This window comes from Psychrobacter namhaensis (assembly GCF_016107545.1).
Lineage (GTDB): Bacteria > Pseudomonadota > Gammaproteobacteria > Pseudomonadales > Moraxellaceae > Psychrobacter > Psychrobacter namhaensis.
The window spans coordinates 25,344-39,815 of sequence record NZ_JABASS010000015.1 but is presented as its reverse complement, the minus strand read 5'-3'; the positions used below and the strand labels follow the sequence as shown (position 1 = coordinate 39,815).

Genomic DNA, 14,472 nt, shown 5'->3' with positions numbered 1-14,472 from the left:
ACGTATAACCCGTTATAAAGCACTTAGACAGCGACGCTAGTCTGAAAATACCATTTTATAAACAATGCCATAGGCTCTGTTAATAGGGCCATGGAAGTTTGTCAAAATAATAGATCAAAAAGGAGAAATCTACATGAGTAACGATATCGAGCTAAGAGTTAAAGCGGCAGTAGCTGAGCAATTGGGTATGAACGTTGAAGATATCAACAACGATGCTTCATTCATGGAAGACTTAGGTGCAGATTCACTAGACCTAGTAGAATTGGTTATGTCATTCGAAAGCGATTTTGGCATTACTATTCCTGATGAAGATTCAGCAGAATTAACGACTGTTCAAAAAGCAATTGACTACGTACAAGCGCAGCTATAATTAGCGATTGGCTTATCCGATTTTATGTTATTATATGACCGCTTATCTTAGTAGATAGGCGGTTTTTTTATGCTCATTGTTTGTCAGAATAGGGTTTATGAATGGGGTTAGCTTGAACGTTAACATAAGCTACGCCAAGTCAACATTACACAACATACTCTTACTATCTACCGCCATGCCTGTTGTTTATACTCATAGTGGTAAGCCGCAATAAGTGGTAAACCGTAGATGTGTTTGCCACTAAAAAATAATGATGAATAATAAAATAATGATATTTTAAGGAGTCACTCTATGGGTATGTTCAGTTTTGCCAAAGACATTGGAGACAAAATTTTTAATCGGGATGACGATAAGCATGATGCTAAATCAGAAACCAAAGCAGATGCCAATACACCAGTACAAAGCAGCGAGCCTTCTGCCCAGTCAGTTGCCAATCTTTTACTGCGCCGTATCCAGCAGCAAAACCTCAATATTAGTAACTTAAAAATTAAATATAACGGTTCTACCGATACCGCAGAAATCAGTGGCAATGCTAAGACTCAGGCTGATCGCGAAAAAGCCATTATCGCTATTGGTAATGTACAAAATGTCGCAAAAGTCATTGATAACATCGATATTGAAGAAGATGCGCCTGAATCAACGATGTACACTGTAAAATCGGGCGACAGTTTGTCTAAGATTGCCAAAGACGTTTATGGTGAATCTGGTGATTATATGAAAATATTTGAAGCCAATCAGCCCATGCTGTCTGATCCCGATAAGATTTATCCAGGTCAAGTATTACGCATTCCTAAACCATAATATTGCTTTTACATTCTAAAGTATGCGTGAATAAAAAATGCCTCTTAATAAGAGGCATTTTTTGGTTTATCTAAACACAAAATTATAGTTTGACGTTCTTGAGTTTGTTGTATTGTTCAGCTAATGCCCACCTGATATGTTCATCAAGCATGTCATTGTGTATTCCTAGTTTAGACGCTAACTGATTGGCGATCTCCAAACTGGCGTTAGCGTTCCCTAGTCCAATGGCAATATTGCGTAAAAAATTCACATAACCTGTGCGTCGAAGGGGGCTGCCTTCGGTCTTTTTCATAAAGTCGGCTTCTTGCCATTGCCACAGCTCAAGTAAGCTGCTGTTATCAAGACTATGCCGTGGGGCGAAGTCATCGATGGCAGTAAGGTTGGCGTAACGGTTCCATGGGCAGATAAGCTGGCAGTCGTCACAGCCAAAGACACGATTGCCAATCGCGCGTCGATATTTAGTATCGATAACGCCATCGTGTTCAATCGTAAGATAAGAGATGCAGGCTGCGGCATTGAGCTCATAAGGGGCAACAATCGCCTGAGTAGGGCAGATATCGATACATGCGCTACAACTGCCACAGTGCGCTTTGACAGGTGTGTCATCAGGCAACTCGAGGCTGATAAATAGTTCACCTAGGACGAAAAATGACCCCGCTTGCTTGTTGAGTAGTAGGGTGTGCTTTCCTGTCCAGCCCAGACCGGCAGCATCAGCAATAGGGCGCTCAAAAATGGGGGCAGAGTCGCTAAAGGGTCTGAAAATAAAGTCTTGTTCTGAGCCAATGTTAAGGTGTTGCCAGTCAGACAGCATGGCTTCAATCGTTAATGCCAATTTTTTTAGACGACTGCGCATTGTTTTATGATAATCGCGCCCTCTGGCATAACGCGCAATGATACCTTGATTGGGATGATCATTGTCAGTAACAGTACGTGGTGTCGGCGCTTGGGTGAGATAGTCCATACGCACGCTGATGATAGTCTTGGCGCCCTCTACCAGCTGGGCAGGATTGGCGCGCAGATGATGGTTGTGGTGCATGAACTGCAATTGACCTTCATAGCCTTTATCTAACCATTGCTGCAATTGCACAATCTGCTGAGCAAACAAAGGATGATGGACAGATAAGAAACCACAGTCAGCAAATCCTAACGCTTGTGCTTGCGCTTTAATCCATAGCTTAACGTCTGCTGGCGTTGCAAATACTGTCTTGTTATTAACGGCAATTTGGTTTGCAGAGTGTACTATGTTCGGTTTGGTGGAATTATTCATGTATGGCAGTAAGGAATGATGTGAATACCGTTATGATAAGCCAGTGAGCGCAGAGCGCAAGCATAAAAGCAAATAAACATGGCTTCATATTGATACACAAGACAAAGTAAGCTTTGCTAAGCTAATAAAAGTAAAAATTCAGTCAGTTTTACCGTAATATAAAATAAACCAATAAAAATAAACGAGGGTCAGCCATGCAAACTCACGCCAATGTATTATGCACAACAACCAAAAAACCGTTAGCACTCTATAGTAGTGAGCAGATCTATGCTATGGAGCAAGCATGGTTTGCAGAAGGGCATGACAGCTTTGGGTTGATGAAACAAGCGGCTTGGCAAATGGCGCAACAGATAGAGCAAATTTATGAACAAAAACAGTTAAAAACCCCCTCATCTGTCAACAGCAAATTTTACACCAGTAACAGCCGAGTGCCTCGAGCCAGTGTTTGGGTAGGAAAGGGCAATAACGGGGGTGATGGTTGGCTGATTGCTCACTATTTGCGTCAAGCTGGCTGGCAAGTAAAAGTAATAACGGTCGGTTTTGAAAAGCAAGCGCTTGATATAAATAACACAGCGGAGATGTCTAATACCACTAGTTCCACAACTAACGACGCGGCAAAAGCGCGATACATCGCTATATCTGCTAACTGTGAATACCAACGCTTTGAAGACAGTGGCGACAATCAGAATGGTTTAAGTGAAAGCGTTTTGCCAGCGGATGTCTGTATCGACGCATTATTTGGTATTGGACTTGATCGTGCACCTGAAGGTATCTATCAGCAGGCCATCCACACTTTTAATCGTACCGTCCAACAAAACAATGCGTTAGCAATCGCAGTCGATGTTCCAAGTGGATTGGTTGCTTCTACTGGAGAGGTGTTCGAGCGCATAGCTATCCAAGCGGATGTGACGTTGTGTCTGATTGCACGAAAATTTGGTCTGCACACCAAAGATGGGGCCGACTATAGCGGGGAAGTGCGCGATATACCGCTGATACCTTATCAAACAGCCCTTCAGCAGACAGGAGCTGACAAAAAAAACAGTCGACAGGCCAATCAAGTGTTGACACCCATTGCCACACTGCTGACAGCTGCACGGGGATTCACTGCACGCCGCCAAAATAGCTATAAGGGCAGTTATGGACACGTACTGATTATCGGGGGTAATCGTGTTGATGGCTCACAAGGCATGGGCGGGGCTGCGATACTGTCTTCGTCCAGCACCATGGCAACAGGGGCGGGGAAAATCACAGTGGCCTGCCATGAGGCTTTTCATGGGGCGCTACTAACCTCATTGCCCGATGCGATGACGATCAATCTACATGATAGCGACGGGGTAAAGGGTTTGATTAAAGACGCCAGTGTGATTGCCATTGGCATGGGTCTGGGCCGTGATAAAAAAGCAGAAGCCCTGTTTATAAATTATGTACAAGCGGCCATAGTGGAGGAGAAATCCATCGTTATCGATGCGGATGGTCTGTATCATTTGGCGACGCTACAGACGGACAATCATGAACTTATAACTCAATTAAGACAATATAGTGTTGGTCATCAGATTTGTTTGACACCGCACAGTGGGGAAGCTGCTAGATTACTGGATAAAAAAGTGCATGAGGTAGAAAGTGATAGATTGGCCGCTATAAAGCAGTGTGCGGAGACTTATGGCGGTGACTGGGTACTAAAAGGCGCCGGTTCTTTGGTGTTAGAGCAGGGCTCAGCGCGAGAGCAGGTTTATGTTTGCGGGGCCGGGAATGCTGGTATGGCAACGGCTGGTATGGGCGATGTGCTGTCTGGCGTCATTGCTGGGTTGTTAGCACAACAAGACTTAGAAACAGAAGCGCGCAGCCTGCACCAAGCGGCCATGATACATGGGATAGCAGGGGATATACTGGCTAACCAGACAAAGAGTGGCGACAAGGACACGCTACTGATTGGTCAACGAGGGCTACAAGCGCAAGACATGCCTGCAGCCATTCGTCATGTTATGCAGCTTGGCGTCCATGCCTAACATTTAGATAGTAGCGTTGCCACAATACTGATCGATCGCCTGTTGGACGCGCTCACGTTTTAGCTCAATTTCACGGCCGTCCAAATACTGACGATTGCCATTGGCATCCATCTCATAGATACGTCCGCCGACATTTAAGTTGGTCAAGTTATTGCGTAGTGACTGGCAGCGCTGGGCATTAGCTTGAGCTTCTTGCTCTTTAATACGCGCCTCTAGCTGGGCAACTCGCTGTTCTTCTGCACTTTGTGTGCTGCCCTGATTGGCATCTGTTTTGCCTGCCATCTCTCCTGCATTGCTTTGTCTACCGTCACTCCGAAATTCGAGTAACTCAACATTTTTGCCATTTTGCGGCGCATGTTGGCTGTATTTAACTTCACCATGCGCACCGATAGACTTATACACTTGAACGGCCTGACTGGCATTCATGGATAGCACTAGCATACACGCCGTACTGATAAGCATTTTAGCGGCGGTGTTTATCTGAATGGCATATGCCATAGAAGCAATCCTCTCAATTGGTAGAAGCAGACAGGTCAATATAACATTTGCGTGTTTTAATGGCACTAAAATTTACGAGGGTTTGATTTTAACAAATAATACTTATGAATTTAAAAAATTTGATAACCAATAGTTTGGTATAGGTGTTAGAAGTTTTTCTTGACAATAGCTCACAAACCATCGAATATAATAACAGTTGATTGGTCAGTGAGCGGCTTTTATGATATTGCCGTGGCACTTGAAAACATGGACTACGGGTTGCTTATCAGTGGCTTATGCAGTTTTGTTTTCTTTGTGACAATGCTATAAAAAAGGTAATAATCATCACGATTGCTACTGATACGTTTATACATTGTCTCCGGACTTATCTGTCTACAATGACTAAGATAAACTTATTATTTGAAACGCGCTAAATCTTATACTAGCGATTGTGTTAAACAGGCCAAAAATTTAGATATGAAATTATTTTTAATGACCTTATTGTAAAATCTAGTGATCTTACAACGCAGTATTGGCTATGAAAATTACTTTATTTGTCTATATGAATGTCTTTGTATACATCAATCTGTTATAAATGCTGGCTGTTGTCAATCCTCAATAATAAGCTTCTTTTATAGATGCACTCGCATCTTGTCACTGTATATAGTAAACGCCTGTCGCAAAGCTGACCCTAAATATATTGCTATGTTTGAGCAGTATGCTGTCTTATCAAGCAGTATGACTGAGAAATATAGCGGGCACACATTCTTGAAAAAAGGTGACGACAGTGACGCAAACCACGCAAAGTCCAAATATGACTGGACACACCCAAACGGGTAATGCCGCCAAAAATTTTGAAGAAAAGCAGCAACGCCTTGCAGAAGGTAGCACGCAGCCTGTGATGTTGTCCGGTGCTGAGATGTTGGTACAAGCGCTGACTGACGAAGGTGTCAAGTATATCTTTGGTTATCCAGGTGGTGCGGTATTGCACATTTATGATGCGCTGTTTCAGCAAGAAGCGATTGAGCATATCTTAGTGCGTCATGAGCAAGCAGCGGGTCATATGGCAGATGCCTATTCACGAGTGACTGGGAGCACGGGTGTCGTACTGGCAACGTCAGGTCCTGGCGCGACCAATACGGTAACTGCTATTGCAACTGCCTTTATGGACTCAGTGCCGATGGTCGTGATATCAGGTCAGGTGCCTAGCAGCTTAATCGGTGAAGATGCTTTTCAAGAAACAGATATGGTCGGTGTATCGCGTCCTATCGTCAAGCACAGCTTTCAGGTGCGCCATGCTAGTGAAATTCCAAGTATTGTCAAAAAAGCCTTTCATATTGCACAGTCTGGACGCCCAGGCCCAGTCGTCATTGATGTACCAAAAGACATGACCGCCCCTAGCGAAAAATTTGCTTATGAGTATCCAGAAGAGGTATTCATACGCTCTTATCAGCCGTCACTAAAAGGTCACACGGGTCAAATCAAAAAAGCGGTTGAGACCTTATTGTCTGCACAGCGTCCGGTTGTTTATGCGGGTGGCGGTGTGATTTGGAGCAAGGCGCATGAAGAGCTCACGGATCTTGCTCATCGCTTAAACTTGCCTGTGACCAACACGTTGATGGGCCTTGGCACTTTCCCAGGTTCTGATCGTCAGTTCTTAGGTATGCTGGGCATGCACGGCACTTATGAAGCCAATATGAGTATGCATCATGCCGACGTGATTTTGGCAGTGGGCGCGCGTTTTGATGATCGCGTGACCAACAATGTCAAAAAATTCTGCCCGAATGCGACGATTATCCATATCGATATCGATCCGGCTTCGATTTCTAAAACGATTCTTGCTCATATTCCTATTGTGGGCGATGTAAAATCAGTATTGACTGACATGTTAGATATTATCGGTGATGATAAAGAGCTTGAGCAGCACGCTCTGTTAGACTGGTGGTCACAGATTAATGAGTGGCGTAAGCGCCATGGCCTGCGCTATGACACCAGCACAGATGAGGGCATTAAACCGCAAAGTGTCGTACAAGCCTTATGTAAGGTTACTGATGGCAAAGCCATTATCACGAGTGACGTCGGCCAGCATCAGATGTTTGCCGCCCTCTACTATACGTACGATGAGCCTCGTCAGTGGCTAAACTCAGGTGGTCTTGGGACGATGGGCGTTGGTCTGCCATATGCCATGGCAGCGAAGCTTGCCAACCCTGAGCGTGATGTGGTGTGTATTACTGGTGAAGGCTCTATTCAGATGAATATCCAAGAGCTATCCACTTGCCTACAGTACAACTTGCCGGTCAAAATATTAAACCTAAATAACGCCCAGCTAGGGATGGTGAAGCAGTGGCAAGACATGCTGTATGAAGGCCGTCACGCGCAGTCGTACATGAACTCTTTGCCAGATTTTGTAAAATTGGCTGAAAGCTATGGCCATGTTGGTGTCAAAATTACTGATCCTGCAACCATGGAAGCACAGTTGGCTGAAGCCATGGCAATCAAAGACAGACTGGTATTTATCGACGTTTATGTCGATCGTAATGAGCATGTATATCCGATGCAAATCGCTGGGCAGACGATGCGTGATATGTGGTTAACAAAAGGGGAGCGTACCTAATGCAACAACAACATCTGATTTCGGTACTGATGGAAAACGAAGCGGGTTCGTTGTCGCGGCTAGTCGGCTTGTTCTCACAGCGTGGCTACAATATCGAAACGCTAAATGTCGCACCCACTGATGATCCAAGTATCTCGCGTCTAACAGTAACCACCATTACTTCGCCTGAAAGAATCGAGCAAATCACCAAACAATTGCATAAATTGATTGAAGTGGTTAAAGTGCTAAATCTAACAGAGAACGTACACGTTGAGCGCGAATTGATGCTCATAAAAGTCCGAGCGACGGGCGGTGTCCGTGAAGAGATTAAACGAAGTGCAGATATTTTTCGCGCACAAATCGTTGATGTAAACTCTAATCTTTATACGATTCAAATTGTCGGTGACAAAGCCAAGCTGGACGGTTTTATTGATGTCATTGGCCGCGAACGCATAATGGAAGTGGTACGCTCGGGTGTCATTGGTATTGCTCGCGGCGAAAAAACACTAAGCGTATAACCAGCATTTACTGTTTTTCAAATACGGTGTTTCATACACCCCATTTAATACTTATTTATTCGATACTTAACATAGCGCTTATATAGCAACTCACTTTAATACAGTGACTGTAACCTAAGCGTTTATTTATCCATGGCTTGCCATGATTGAGGAAAAGGACTCTACTTATGAACGTTTATTATGATAAAGACTGTGATCTATCGATTATCCAAGGCAAAAAGGTTGCGATTATTGGTTACGGTTCACAAGGCCACGCGCACGCACTTAACCTACAAGATTCAGACGTCGATGTGACTGTTGGCCTACGTGCCAACTCAAGCTCATGGAAAAAAGCGGAAAACGCGGGTTTAAAAGTTGCAGAAGTAGAAGACGCGGTAAAAGCTGCTGACGTGGTGATGATTTTGACGCCTGATGAGTTTCAAAAAGAGCTTTACAGTGACGTGATTGAGCCAAATATCAAAGAAGGCGCGACATTGGCTTTTGCTCACGGTTTTGCGATTCATTACAATCAAGTGGTTCCACGTGGCGATCTTGATGTCATCATGGTTGCACCTAAAGCACCAGGTCATACCGTTCGTTCTGAGTTCACCAAAGGCGGCGGTATCCCAGATCTTATCGCTATCTATCAAGATGCGTCAGGTCAAGCCAAGCAAGTGGCACTTTCTTATGCAGCGGGTGTCGGCGGTGGTCGTTCAGGCATTATTGAAACCACGTTCAAAGACGAGACAGAAACTGACTTGTTTGGTGAGCAAGCAGTGCTTTGTGGCGGCGCTGTAGAACTGGTAAAAATGGGCTTTGAAACCCTAACAGAAGCAGGCTATGCCCCAGAAATGGCTTATTTTGAATGCTTACATGAGCTAAAGCTGATCGTTGACTTGATGTATGAAGGCGGTATCGCTGACATGAACTATTCAATCAGTAACAACGCTGAATACGGCGAATATGTAACTGGTCCTGAAGTCATTAATGAGCAATCACGCGAAGCCATGCGTAATGCGCTAAAACGCATTCAGTCTGGTGAATACGCAAAAATGTTCATCTCTGAAGGGGCAACCAACTACCCATCAATGACCGCGCGTCGCCGTAACAACGCTGAGCATCAAATTGAAGTAACTGGTGCTAAATTGCGCGGTATGATGCCTTGGATTGGCGGCAACAAAATTATCGATAAAGACAAAAACTAATATAGCATTGAGCGATTAGATATTCGTACCTCAATATAAACCCCCGTGCTATCACTTGATGGCACGGGGTTTTTATTGAGCGCTATTTGATGGATGTTTTACACTGATCGGCCTAGGTGGGTTGAAAATCAATAACAGCTACCCAATGTAGGCAAGCGTCATTGTGTTCGTTAACGGCCGACCCGCTTAGGTGATTATTATCTTCGTTTGATGTTGGGCTGTTAAATAAAGCAAAAGATTTCTTCTTTCTTATTTTCTCTAGATTACAGGTTGTGTGTTGTGCAAATATCTTATCCTGACTGGCTAACGCCGCAATTCGTGTATGTTACTCTTAGTGCTGTGGTAGCCGTTTTAATTTGGATAGAAGGAGAGATGCTTAAAAAAACGGATGGCAAATTGCCCAAGTCCAAGTTTTTTCAAATCAGCTCTCTCTTAGACACCTCATGGTTCTTTGTTTCTGTCGTCATGTTGTATGTGATTGATCTGACACCATTGGCCATCGCCGTACCTGCGGCCTATGGTATCTATACCACTTTCGGCTGGGTTTATGGGACGCGGCTGTTAAAGCGTAAAGGCATACCGGATTCTCCTAAAGATTTGGTGATACCCACCAAATACATCGCTTATAGCCAATCGTTTTCACTGATATTTTTTGCGCTTTGTTTGTTGGTGTTAGCCTCACCCTGGCTGCCGATCTCACAGTAAGAAATGACTGCGGTTTTAACCTAGCGTCCTCCTTCCTGTCTGGTTGATCTTAGAGAGCGCTTTAGAGTAGTGATGGGGCTCACCGAAAAGTTATTTTAATATCAATGATATACATGGTTTTGCTTACTCTGTTTTTATTTGTCAAGATAGTTGGCAATTATTTACAAAAATCATCAATTTAGCCTGTTACCTGCATAGAAAACTGTTATAATCAGGCTGTACTCAAAGTATTTGAGGTAAAAATTTTAAGTTTTCTTTAAGATTATTTAGAATTAGCAACCGCCGCTTTTAGCAAAAAATACTCGGGTATATATCAATTAATCGGTGATGACACAAGTCTCGCCAACAGTTAAAGAGTCAGGAAAATTTATGTCAGATAAAGTTGAAGGCACTGTAAAGTGGTTTAATGAAGCTAAAGGTTTTGGTTTTATCGCTCAAGACAACGGCGGACAAGACGTATTCGCTCACTACAGCGCTATCCAAGGTAACGGTTTCAAAACGCTAGCCGAAGGCCAAAAAGTGTCTTTCATCTTAGGTGATGGCAAAAAAGGCCCACAAGCTGAGCAAATCGAAGCTATCTAATCTCACTTGAGATTGAGCACACTGACTTTCAGGGTGTTTGATCACAGTAAGATTGCGAAGATGCATTGATTACTTTGTTTGTTAAAACAATAAAAATACTGTTTCGACTTTAAAAAAGAGCAACCTCTCATCAGGTTGCTTTTTTTATATAAATTTTTCTTGAAGCATTACTCCAGTATTGATTATGGCCACGAGTGTCATCAGGTAACAGTGAGTGTCGGCTCAATAAAAACATAATAAAAAAGGATATTCTATGAAATGGGAGACTTGGTTTTCGATTGATTGGCAGCAAGTGCTGGGCATCTCTTTATCTGCACTAGGGTTTTACATAGGACTAATGCTGTGCACGCGGGTGATGGGACTACGGAGTTTTTCTAAGCTTTCAAGCCACGATTTTGCAATGACAGTTGCCATTGGTAGCATACTTGCTTCAACCGTACTCTCTGATACACCGTCGCTGCTACAAGGTTTATTTGCTGTTGCTGTGTTATTCTTGATTCAAGGTGTTATCTCGGTCCTCAGACGTAAAATAAAACCGCTGAAATCTTTAATAGACAATCAGGCCATCATATTAATGGCCCACGGTGAGTATTTTGAGGATAATTTAAAAGAAGCCAATCTCAGCACCAGTGACGTCCAAGAAGTATTGCGTAAAAATGGTCTTAAGTCTAAAACAGAAGTGTTTGCCGTTATCATGGAGACGACAGGGGACATGAGCGTGATTAAAAACAATGACGTCACGCCTGATTGGACGTTATTTAATGATATACGGGACAGTGAGTTGCTGATTAAGCCTAAAAAAAGCGCATCGTAGTACTGTCCTAGTGTGCCTATATTGTAGAGCCGATAAAGAACAACCAATTATTAAGCGAATAGAGCAGGGGTAATGCTATAAAAGACAAAGCTCTAGCAAAAAACGGTGAAATTGTGTGCTTATAGACTATATATTGTAGAGTGGTGACAAATTTATGACGCATTATTCACGGCGTTGTCTTGACCTTAGGCCCGTGCTCACGCAAGATACATAGGTCTGATAATAACGGTTGGCTTAGCTTTAGTGGATTTTATTAAAAGGGTATATGAGGCCAATACGATTTTTACTATTGGTGTATCTTGCTCAATTAATGATTTTCTGCTGTTGCAGTAATAACCTTGAGTAGTACTTTGAACGACAGTTTGCAAAACCATGAACCTTTGGTTCTTAACTGACAATTTTTAATTCATAACATTAATAAACGAGGAACGTATGAAAGCATTAGTAGCGGTCAAGCGTGTCATTGATTATAACGTAAAAGTTCGTGTAAAAGCCGATAACTCTGGCGTTGACTTATCAAACACTAAAATGTCAATCAACCCTTTTGATGAAATCGCAGTAGAAGAAGCGGTGCGTCTAAAAGAAGCTGGTGTGATTGATGAGATCATTGTTGCGTCTATCGGTCCAAAAGAATCACAAGAGCAGATCCGTGCAGCCCTAGCATTGGGTGCTGACCGTGGCATACTAGTAGTGAGTGACGAAAAACCATATCCCCTACAAGTTGCTAAGATTCTAAAAAATATCGCTGAAACTGAAAGCACTGACATCATTTTGCTCGGTAAACAAGCGATTGACGATGACAATAACCAAACGGGTCAGATGCTAGCGGCGTTGATGGGTATCGGTCAGGGTACATTTGCCTCAGAAGTGAAGGTTGAAGGCGATAAAGTAAACGTGACGCGTGAAATCGACGGCGGCCTACAAACTGTTGCTCTTGACTTGCCAGCGGTCATCACGACTGACCTACGTTTGAATGAGCCACGTTACGCTAAACTGCCTAACATCATGAAAGCGAAGAAAAAGCCACTTGATGAAAAAACGCCAGCTGATTTTGGTGTTGAGATGGCGTCTAAGCAAGAGATTATTAAAGTCGTGCCACCTGCTGAACGCAAAGCTGGTATTACAGTAGGGTCAGTTGATGAGTTGGTCGATAAGCTAAAAAACGAAGCAAAAGTCATTTAATGTTGCAATGATTGGATACTTCGCCACGGCATATCATGTGCAAAGTTATGACGCTGGGTTGGGTGTAGATCCAAACGATCCGTATCAGTGACTTTGTACACAAACAACCGCATGAATAGATAATACGAATAAATAAAGGATTAAAACCATGGCTATTTTGGTATATGCAGAACATGACAATGCCAGTCTAAAAAAGGCAACTTTGAACACAATCGCTGCTGCTAAGCAAATGGGTAATGATATCCATGTGTTGGTTGCAGGTAGTGGGGCTCAAGCGGTCGCTGATGAAGCCGCAAAAGCGGAAGGCGTGACTAAAGTACTATTGGCAGACAACGCCGCTTATGAGCATCAATTGGCCGGTAACGTCGCATTGTTGGTTGCTGATGTTGCTAGCGATTACAGCCACATCATTGCGGCTGCAACGACCACTGGTAAGAACTTTATGCCACGTGTTGCAGCTTTGCTTGACGTCAGCATGTTGTCAGAAATCTCTGGTGTGGTCGATGCCCAAACATTTGAGCGTCCTATCTATGCAGGTAACGCGACAGCAACCGTAAAAACGTCAGAAGATAAAGTCGTATTGACCGTACGTACCACGGCGTTTGATCCAGTCGCAAGCGAAGGTGGCTCAGCCACTGTTGAAACAATCGACAACGTACAAGAAACGGGTAAAGCAAGCTTTGTTAATGAAGAGATGGCCAAATCTGACCGTCCAGAATTGACATCAGCAGGCATTGTCGTTTCTGGTGGTCGTGCCTTGGCAAATGGTGAAAACTTCACCAAATATATCGAGCCATTGGCTGATAAGCTAGGCGCTGCGGTTGGTGCATCACGTGCCGCTGTTGACGCAGGTTATGTGCCAAACGATATGCAGGTCGGTCAAACGGGTAAAATCGTTGCACCGCAGCTGTATATCGCGGCTGGTATCTCAGGTGCAATTCAGCATCTAGCGGGTATGAAAGACTCTAAAGTCATTGTTGCTATCAACAACGACCCAGAAGCCCCTATCGCTAGCGTTGCTGATTACTTTCTAGAAGCAGATTTATTCGACGCACTACCTGAGCTAACCAGCAAGGTTTAATATCTCAGTCGTGATAGAGGTATAAAAAACCCATTATCAGCTCATTGATAGTGGGTTTTTTTATGTCATATGATTTTGATATAAGCTAAGAGTACTGTCTTTGTCGTAAGGTTTCATACAGGCATAAAGACCCTGCAATTGCTACGTTTAGACTCTCTTGTCCGTTAGGCTGCGGTAAAGCGATGGGTGTGGCACACTGCATCAAGTCGTCACAGACGCCTTGTCCTTCATGACCCATAATCCACGCCACAGGGGTAGATAGATTGTGATCATAAATCAAGGTATCAGTGTGTGAACTGGTCGCTAAGAGGGGGACTTGCACATGATCTAGAATGTCTTGCGTACTCAAGCCCTCAAAAATAGTTAGCGCAAACTGCGCGCCCATACCGGCTCTTAGCGTCTTAGGAGACCAAGCTTGAGCAGTCGCACTGGTACATAAAATATTGCGGATACCAACAGCTGCTGCTGTGCGTAGTAAGGTGCCGACATTACCGCTATCTTGCACATCATTTAAGATCAGGCAGTCTTCATCGATCATTGGCAAGCTAGGCGTTGGTACGTTGATAACTGCCATGACATCGATGCCTGTTCCTAAGCTGCGAATACTCTCATAAAGGGTGTCTGAGAGCGTGAGAATAGGCGTATAGGTCGGCAGACGAGTCAAAATTTGCTGAACCTCAGGGTGGCGACGCGCCGATTCAGACAATAGTATTTGCACAAATGGATAGTCACTACGCAGCGCCGCATCTATCAGGTGTACGCCTTCTATGACTGTCTGCCCATGCTTTTTACGCTGGCGTGCTTGGGCCAACAGCGCCTTTACGAGCTTAACGGTCGTGTTCTTATCTGAGGTAATCAGCTCGGTGGGATTTAATACCATAGTGGATCGCTT

14 protein-coding genes are annotated in these 14,472 nt (G+C 43.8%); 11 read left to right on the top strand and 3 right to left on the bottom strand.

Annotated elements, in window-relative coordinates; genetic code table 11:
- The first annotated feature begins 133 nt into the window (after nucleotides 1–133).
- The gene (acpP, locus tag JFC06_RS10525; protein WP_057758815.1) at nucleotides 134–370 is read left to right on the top strand and encodes an acyl carrier protein; all 237 of its coding nucleotides are present in this window, start codon (nucleotides 134–136) and stop codon (nucleotides 368–370) included.
- 291 nt (nucleotides 371–661) lie between these two features.
- Complete coding sequence (gene lysM / locus JFC06_RS10520) at nucleotides 662–1,171, top strand: peptidoglycan-binding protein LysM (RefSeq protein ID WP_193006015.1); 510 nt, start codon at nucleotides 662–664, stop codon at nucleotides 1,169–1,171.
- Nucleotides 1,172–1,253: 82 nt separating this feature from the next.
- On the opposite strand, the gene queG is transcribed toward lysM, so the two are convergent.
- On the bottom strand, nucleotides 1,254–2,438 hold the full coding sequence (gene queG, locus JFC06_RS10515; RefSeq protein WP_198335022.1) for a tRNA epoxyqueuosine(34) reductase QueG: 1,185 nt from the start codon (nucleotides 2,436–2,438) through the stop codon (nucleotides 1,254–1,256).
- A gap of 194 nt (nucleotides 2,439–2,632) precedes the next feature.
- Here queG and JFC06_RS10510 point away from each other — a divergent pair, with 194 nt between their 5' ends.
- A complete protein-coding gene (locus JFC06_RS10510) occupies nucleotides 2,633–4,444 on the top strand; it encodes an NAD(P)H-hydrate dehydratase (protein WP_198335021.1) in 1,812 nt (603 codons plus the stop codon).
- A gap of 3 nt (nucleotides 4,445–4,447) precedes the next feature.
- Here the strand turns inward: JFC06_RS10510 and JFC06_RS10505 are convergent, their stop codons facing one another.
- Entirely contained in the window at nucleotides 4,448–4,942 is a 495-nt protein-coding gene (locus tag JFC06_RS10505; protein WP_198335020.1) for a DUF4124 domain-containing protein, read from the bottom strand.
- Nucleotides 4,943–5,822: 880 nt separating this feature from the next.
- Between JFC06_RS10505 and JFC06_RS10500 the strand changes: the two genes are divergently transcribed.
- From JFC06_RS10500 to JFC06_RS10465, 8 genes are all read left to right on the top strand, one after another.
- Nucleotides 5,823–7,535: an acetolactate synthase 3 large subunit gene (locus tag JFC06_RS10500; RefSeq protein ID WP_193006078.1), complete on the top strand. Its 1,713-nt coding sequence runs from the start codon at nucleotides 5,823–5,825 to the stop codon at nucleotides 7,533–7,535.
- Nucleotides 7,535–8,032, top strand: a complete 498-nt coding sequence (ilvN, locus tag JFC06_RS10495) for an acetolactate synthase small subunit (protein ID WP_193006009.1) — start codon at nucleotides 7,535–7,537, stop codon at nucleotides 8,030–8,032. The genes JFC06_RS10500 and ilvN overlap by 1 nt, the downstream gene beginning before the upstream one ends.
- A gap of 167 nt (nucleotides 8,033–8,199) precedes the next feature.
- Nucleotides 8,200–9,216 carry a ketol-acid reductoisomerase gene (gene ilvC, locus JFC06_RS10490; protein ID WP_193006008.1) on the top strand — a complete coding sequence of 339 codons (1,017 nt, stop codon included), beginning with the start codon at nucleotides 8,200–8,202 and terminating at the stop codon, nucleotides 9,214–9,216.
- Nucleotides 9,217–9,495: 279 nt separating this feature from the next.
- Nucleotides 9,496–9,921, top strand: coding sequence for a hypothetical protein (locus tag JFC06_RS10485; RefSeq protein ID WP_193006007.1), 426 nt, complete (start codon nucleotides 9,496–9,498; stop codon nucleotides 9,919–9,921).
- Nucleotides 9,922–10,290: 369 nt separating this feature from the next.
- Entirely contained in the window at nucleotides 10,291–10,503 is a 213-nt protein-coding gene (locus JFC06_RS10480) for a cold-shock protein (protein ID WP_057758834.1), read from the top strand.
- Nucleotides 10,504–10,756: 253 nt separating this feature from the next.
- Nucleotides 10,757–11,317, top strand: a complete 561-nt coding sequence (locus JFC06_RS10475; RefSeq protein ID WP_198335019.1) for a DUF421 domain-containing protein — start codon at nucleotides 10,757–10,759, stop codon at nucleotides 11,315–11,317.
- 432 nt (nucleotides 11,318–11,749) lie between these two features.
- Nucleotides 11,750–12,499: an electron transfer flavoprotein subunit beta/FixA family protein gene (locus tag JFC06_RS10470; RefSeq protein WP_193006005.1), complete on the top strand. Its 750-nt coding sequence runs from the start codon at nucleotides 11,750–11,752 to the stop codon at nucleotides 12,497–12,499.
- Nucleotides 12,500–12,647: 148 nt separating this feature from the next.
- Nucleotides 12,648–13,580 carry an electron transfer flavoprotein subunit alpha/FixB family protein gene (locus tag JFC06_RS10465; protein ID WP_198335018.1) on the top strand — a complete coding sequence of 311 codons (933 nt, stop codon included), beginning with the start codon at nucleotides 12,648–12,650 and terminating at the stop codon, nucleotides 13,578–13,580.
- An 85-nt stretch (nucleotides 13,581–13,665) separates the two neighbouring features.
- Here JFC06_RS10465 and JFC06_RS10460 read toward each other — a convergent pair whose 3' ends face one another.
- Nucleotides 13,666–14,460 (bottom strand): TrmH family RNA methyltransferase, encoded by a 795-nt coding sequence (locus tag JFC06_RS10460; RefSeq protein WP_198335017.1) that lies wholly within the window; start codon nucleotides 14,458–14,460, stop codon nucleotides 13,666–13,668.
- Nucleotides 14,461–14,472 lie beyond the last annotated feature (12 nt).

Bases quoted from the DNA above. Each gene is read 5' to 3' on its own strand.
- JFC06_RS10460 (WP_198335017.1), bottom strand. From the start codon at position 14,460: ATGGTATTAAATCCCACCGAGCTGATTACCTCAGATAAGAACACGACC.
- JFC06_RS10500 (WP_193006078.1), top strand. From the start codon at position 5,823: ATGTTGTCCGGTGCTGAGATGTTGGTACAAGCGCTGACTGACGAAGGT.
- lysM (WP_193006015.1), top strand. From the start codon at position 662: ATGGGTATGTTCAGTTTTGCCAAAGACATTGGAGACAAAATTTTTAAT.
- JFC06_RS10470 (WP_193006005.1), top strand. From the start codon at position 11,750: ATGAAAGCATTAGTAGCGGTCAAGCGTGTCATTGATTATAACGTAAAA.
- JFC06_RS10505 (WP_198335020.1), bottom strand. From the start codon at position 4,942: ATGGCATATGCCATTCAGATAAACACCGCCGCTAAAATGCTTATCAGT.
- JFC06_RS10480 (WP_057758834.1), top strand. From the start codon at position 10,291: ATGTCAGATAAAGTTGAAGGCACTGTAAAGTGGTTTAATGAAGCTAAA.
- JFC06_RS10510 (WP_198335021.1), top strand. From the start codon at position 2,633: ATGCAAACTCACGCCAATGTATTATGCACAACAACCAAAAAACCGTTA.
- JFC06_RS10475 (WP_198335019.1), top strand. From the start codon at position 10,757: ATGAAATGGGAGACTTGGTTTTCGATTGATTGGCAGCAAGTGCTGGGC.
- JFC06_RS10465 (WP_198335018.1), top strand. From the start codon at position 12,648: ATGGCTATTTTGGTATATGCAGAACATGACAATGCCAGTCTAAAAAAG.
- ilvC (WP_193006008.1), top strand. From the start codon at position 8,200: ATGAACGTTTATTATGATAAAGACTGTGATCTATCGATTATCCAAGGC.
- ilvN (WP_193006009.1), top strand. From the start codon at position 7,535: ATGCAACAACAACATCTGATTTCGGTACTGATGGAAAACGAAGCGGGT.
- acpP (WP_057758815.1), top strand. From the start codon at position 134: ATGAGTAACGATATCGAGCTAAGAGTTAAAGCGGCAGTAGCTGAGCAA.
- queG (WP_198335022.1), bottom strand. From the start codon at position 2,438: ATGAATAATTCCACCAAACCGAACATAGTACACTCTGCAAACCAAATT.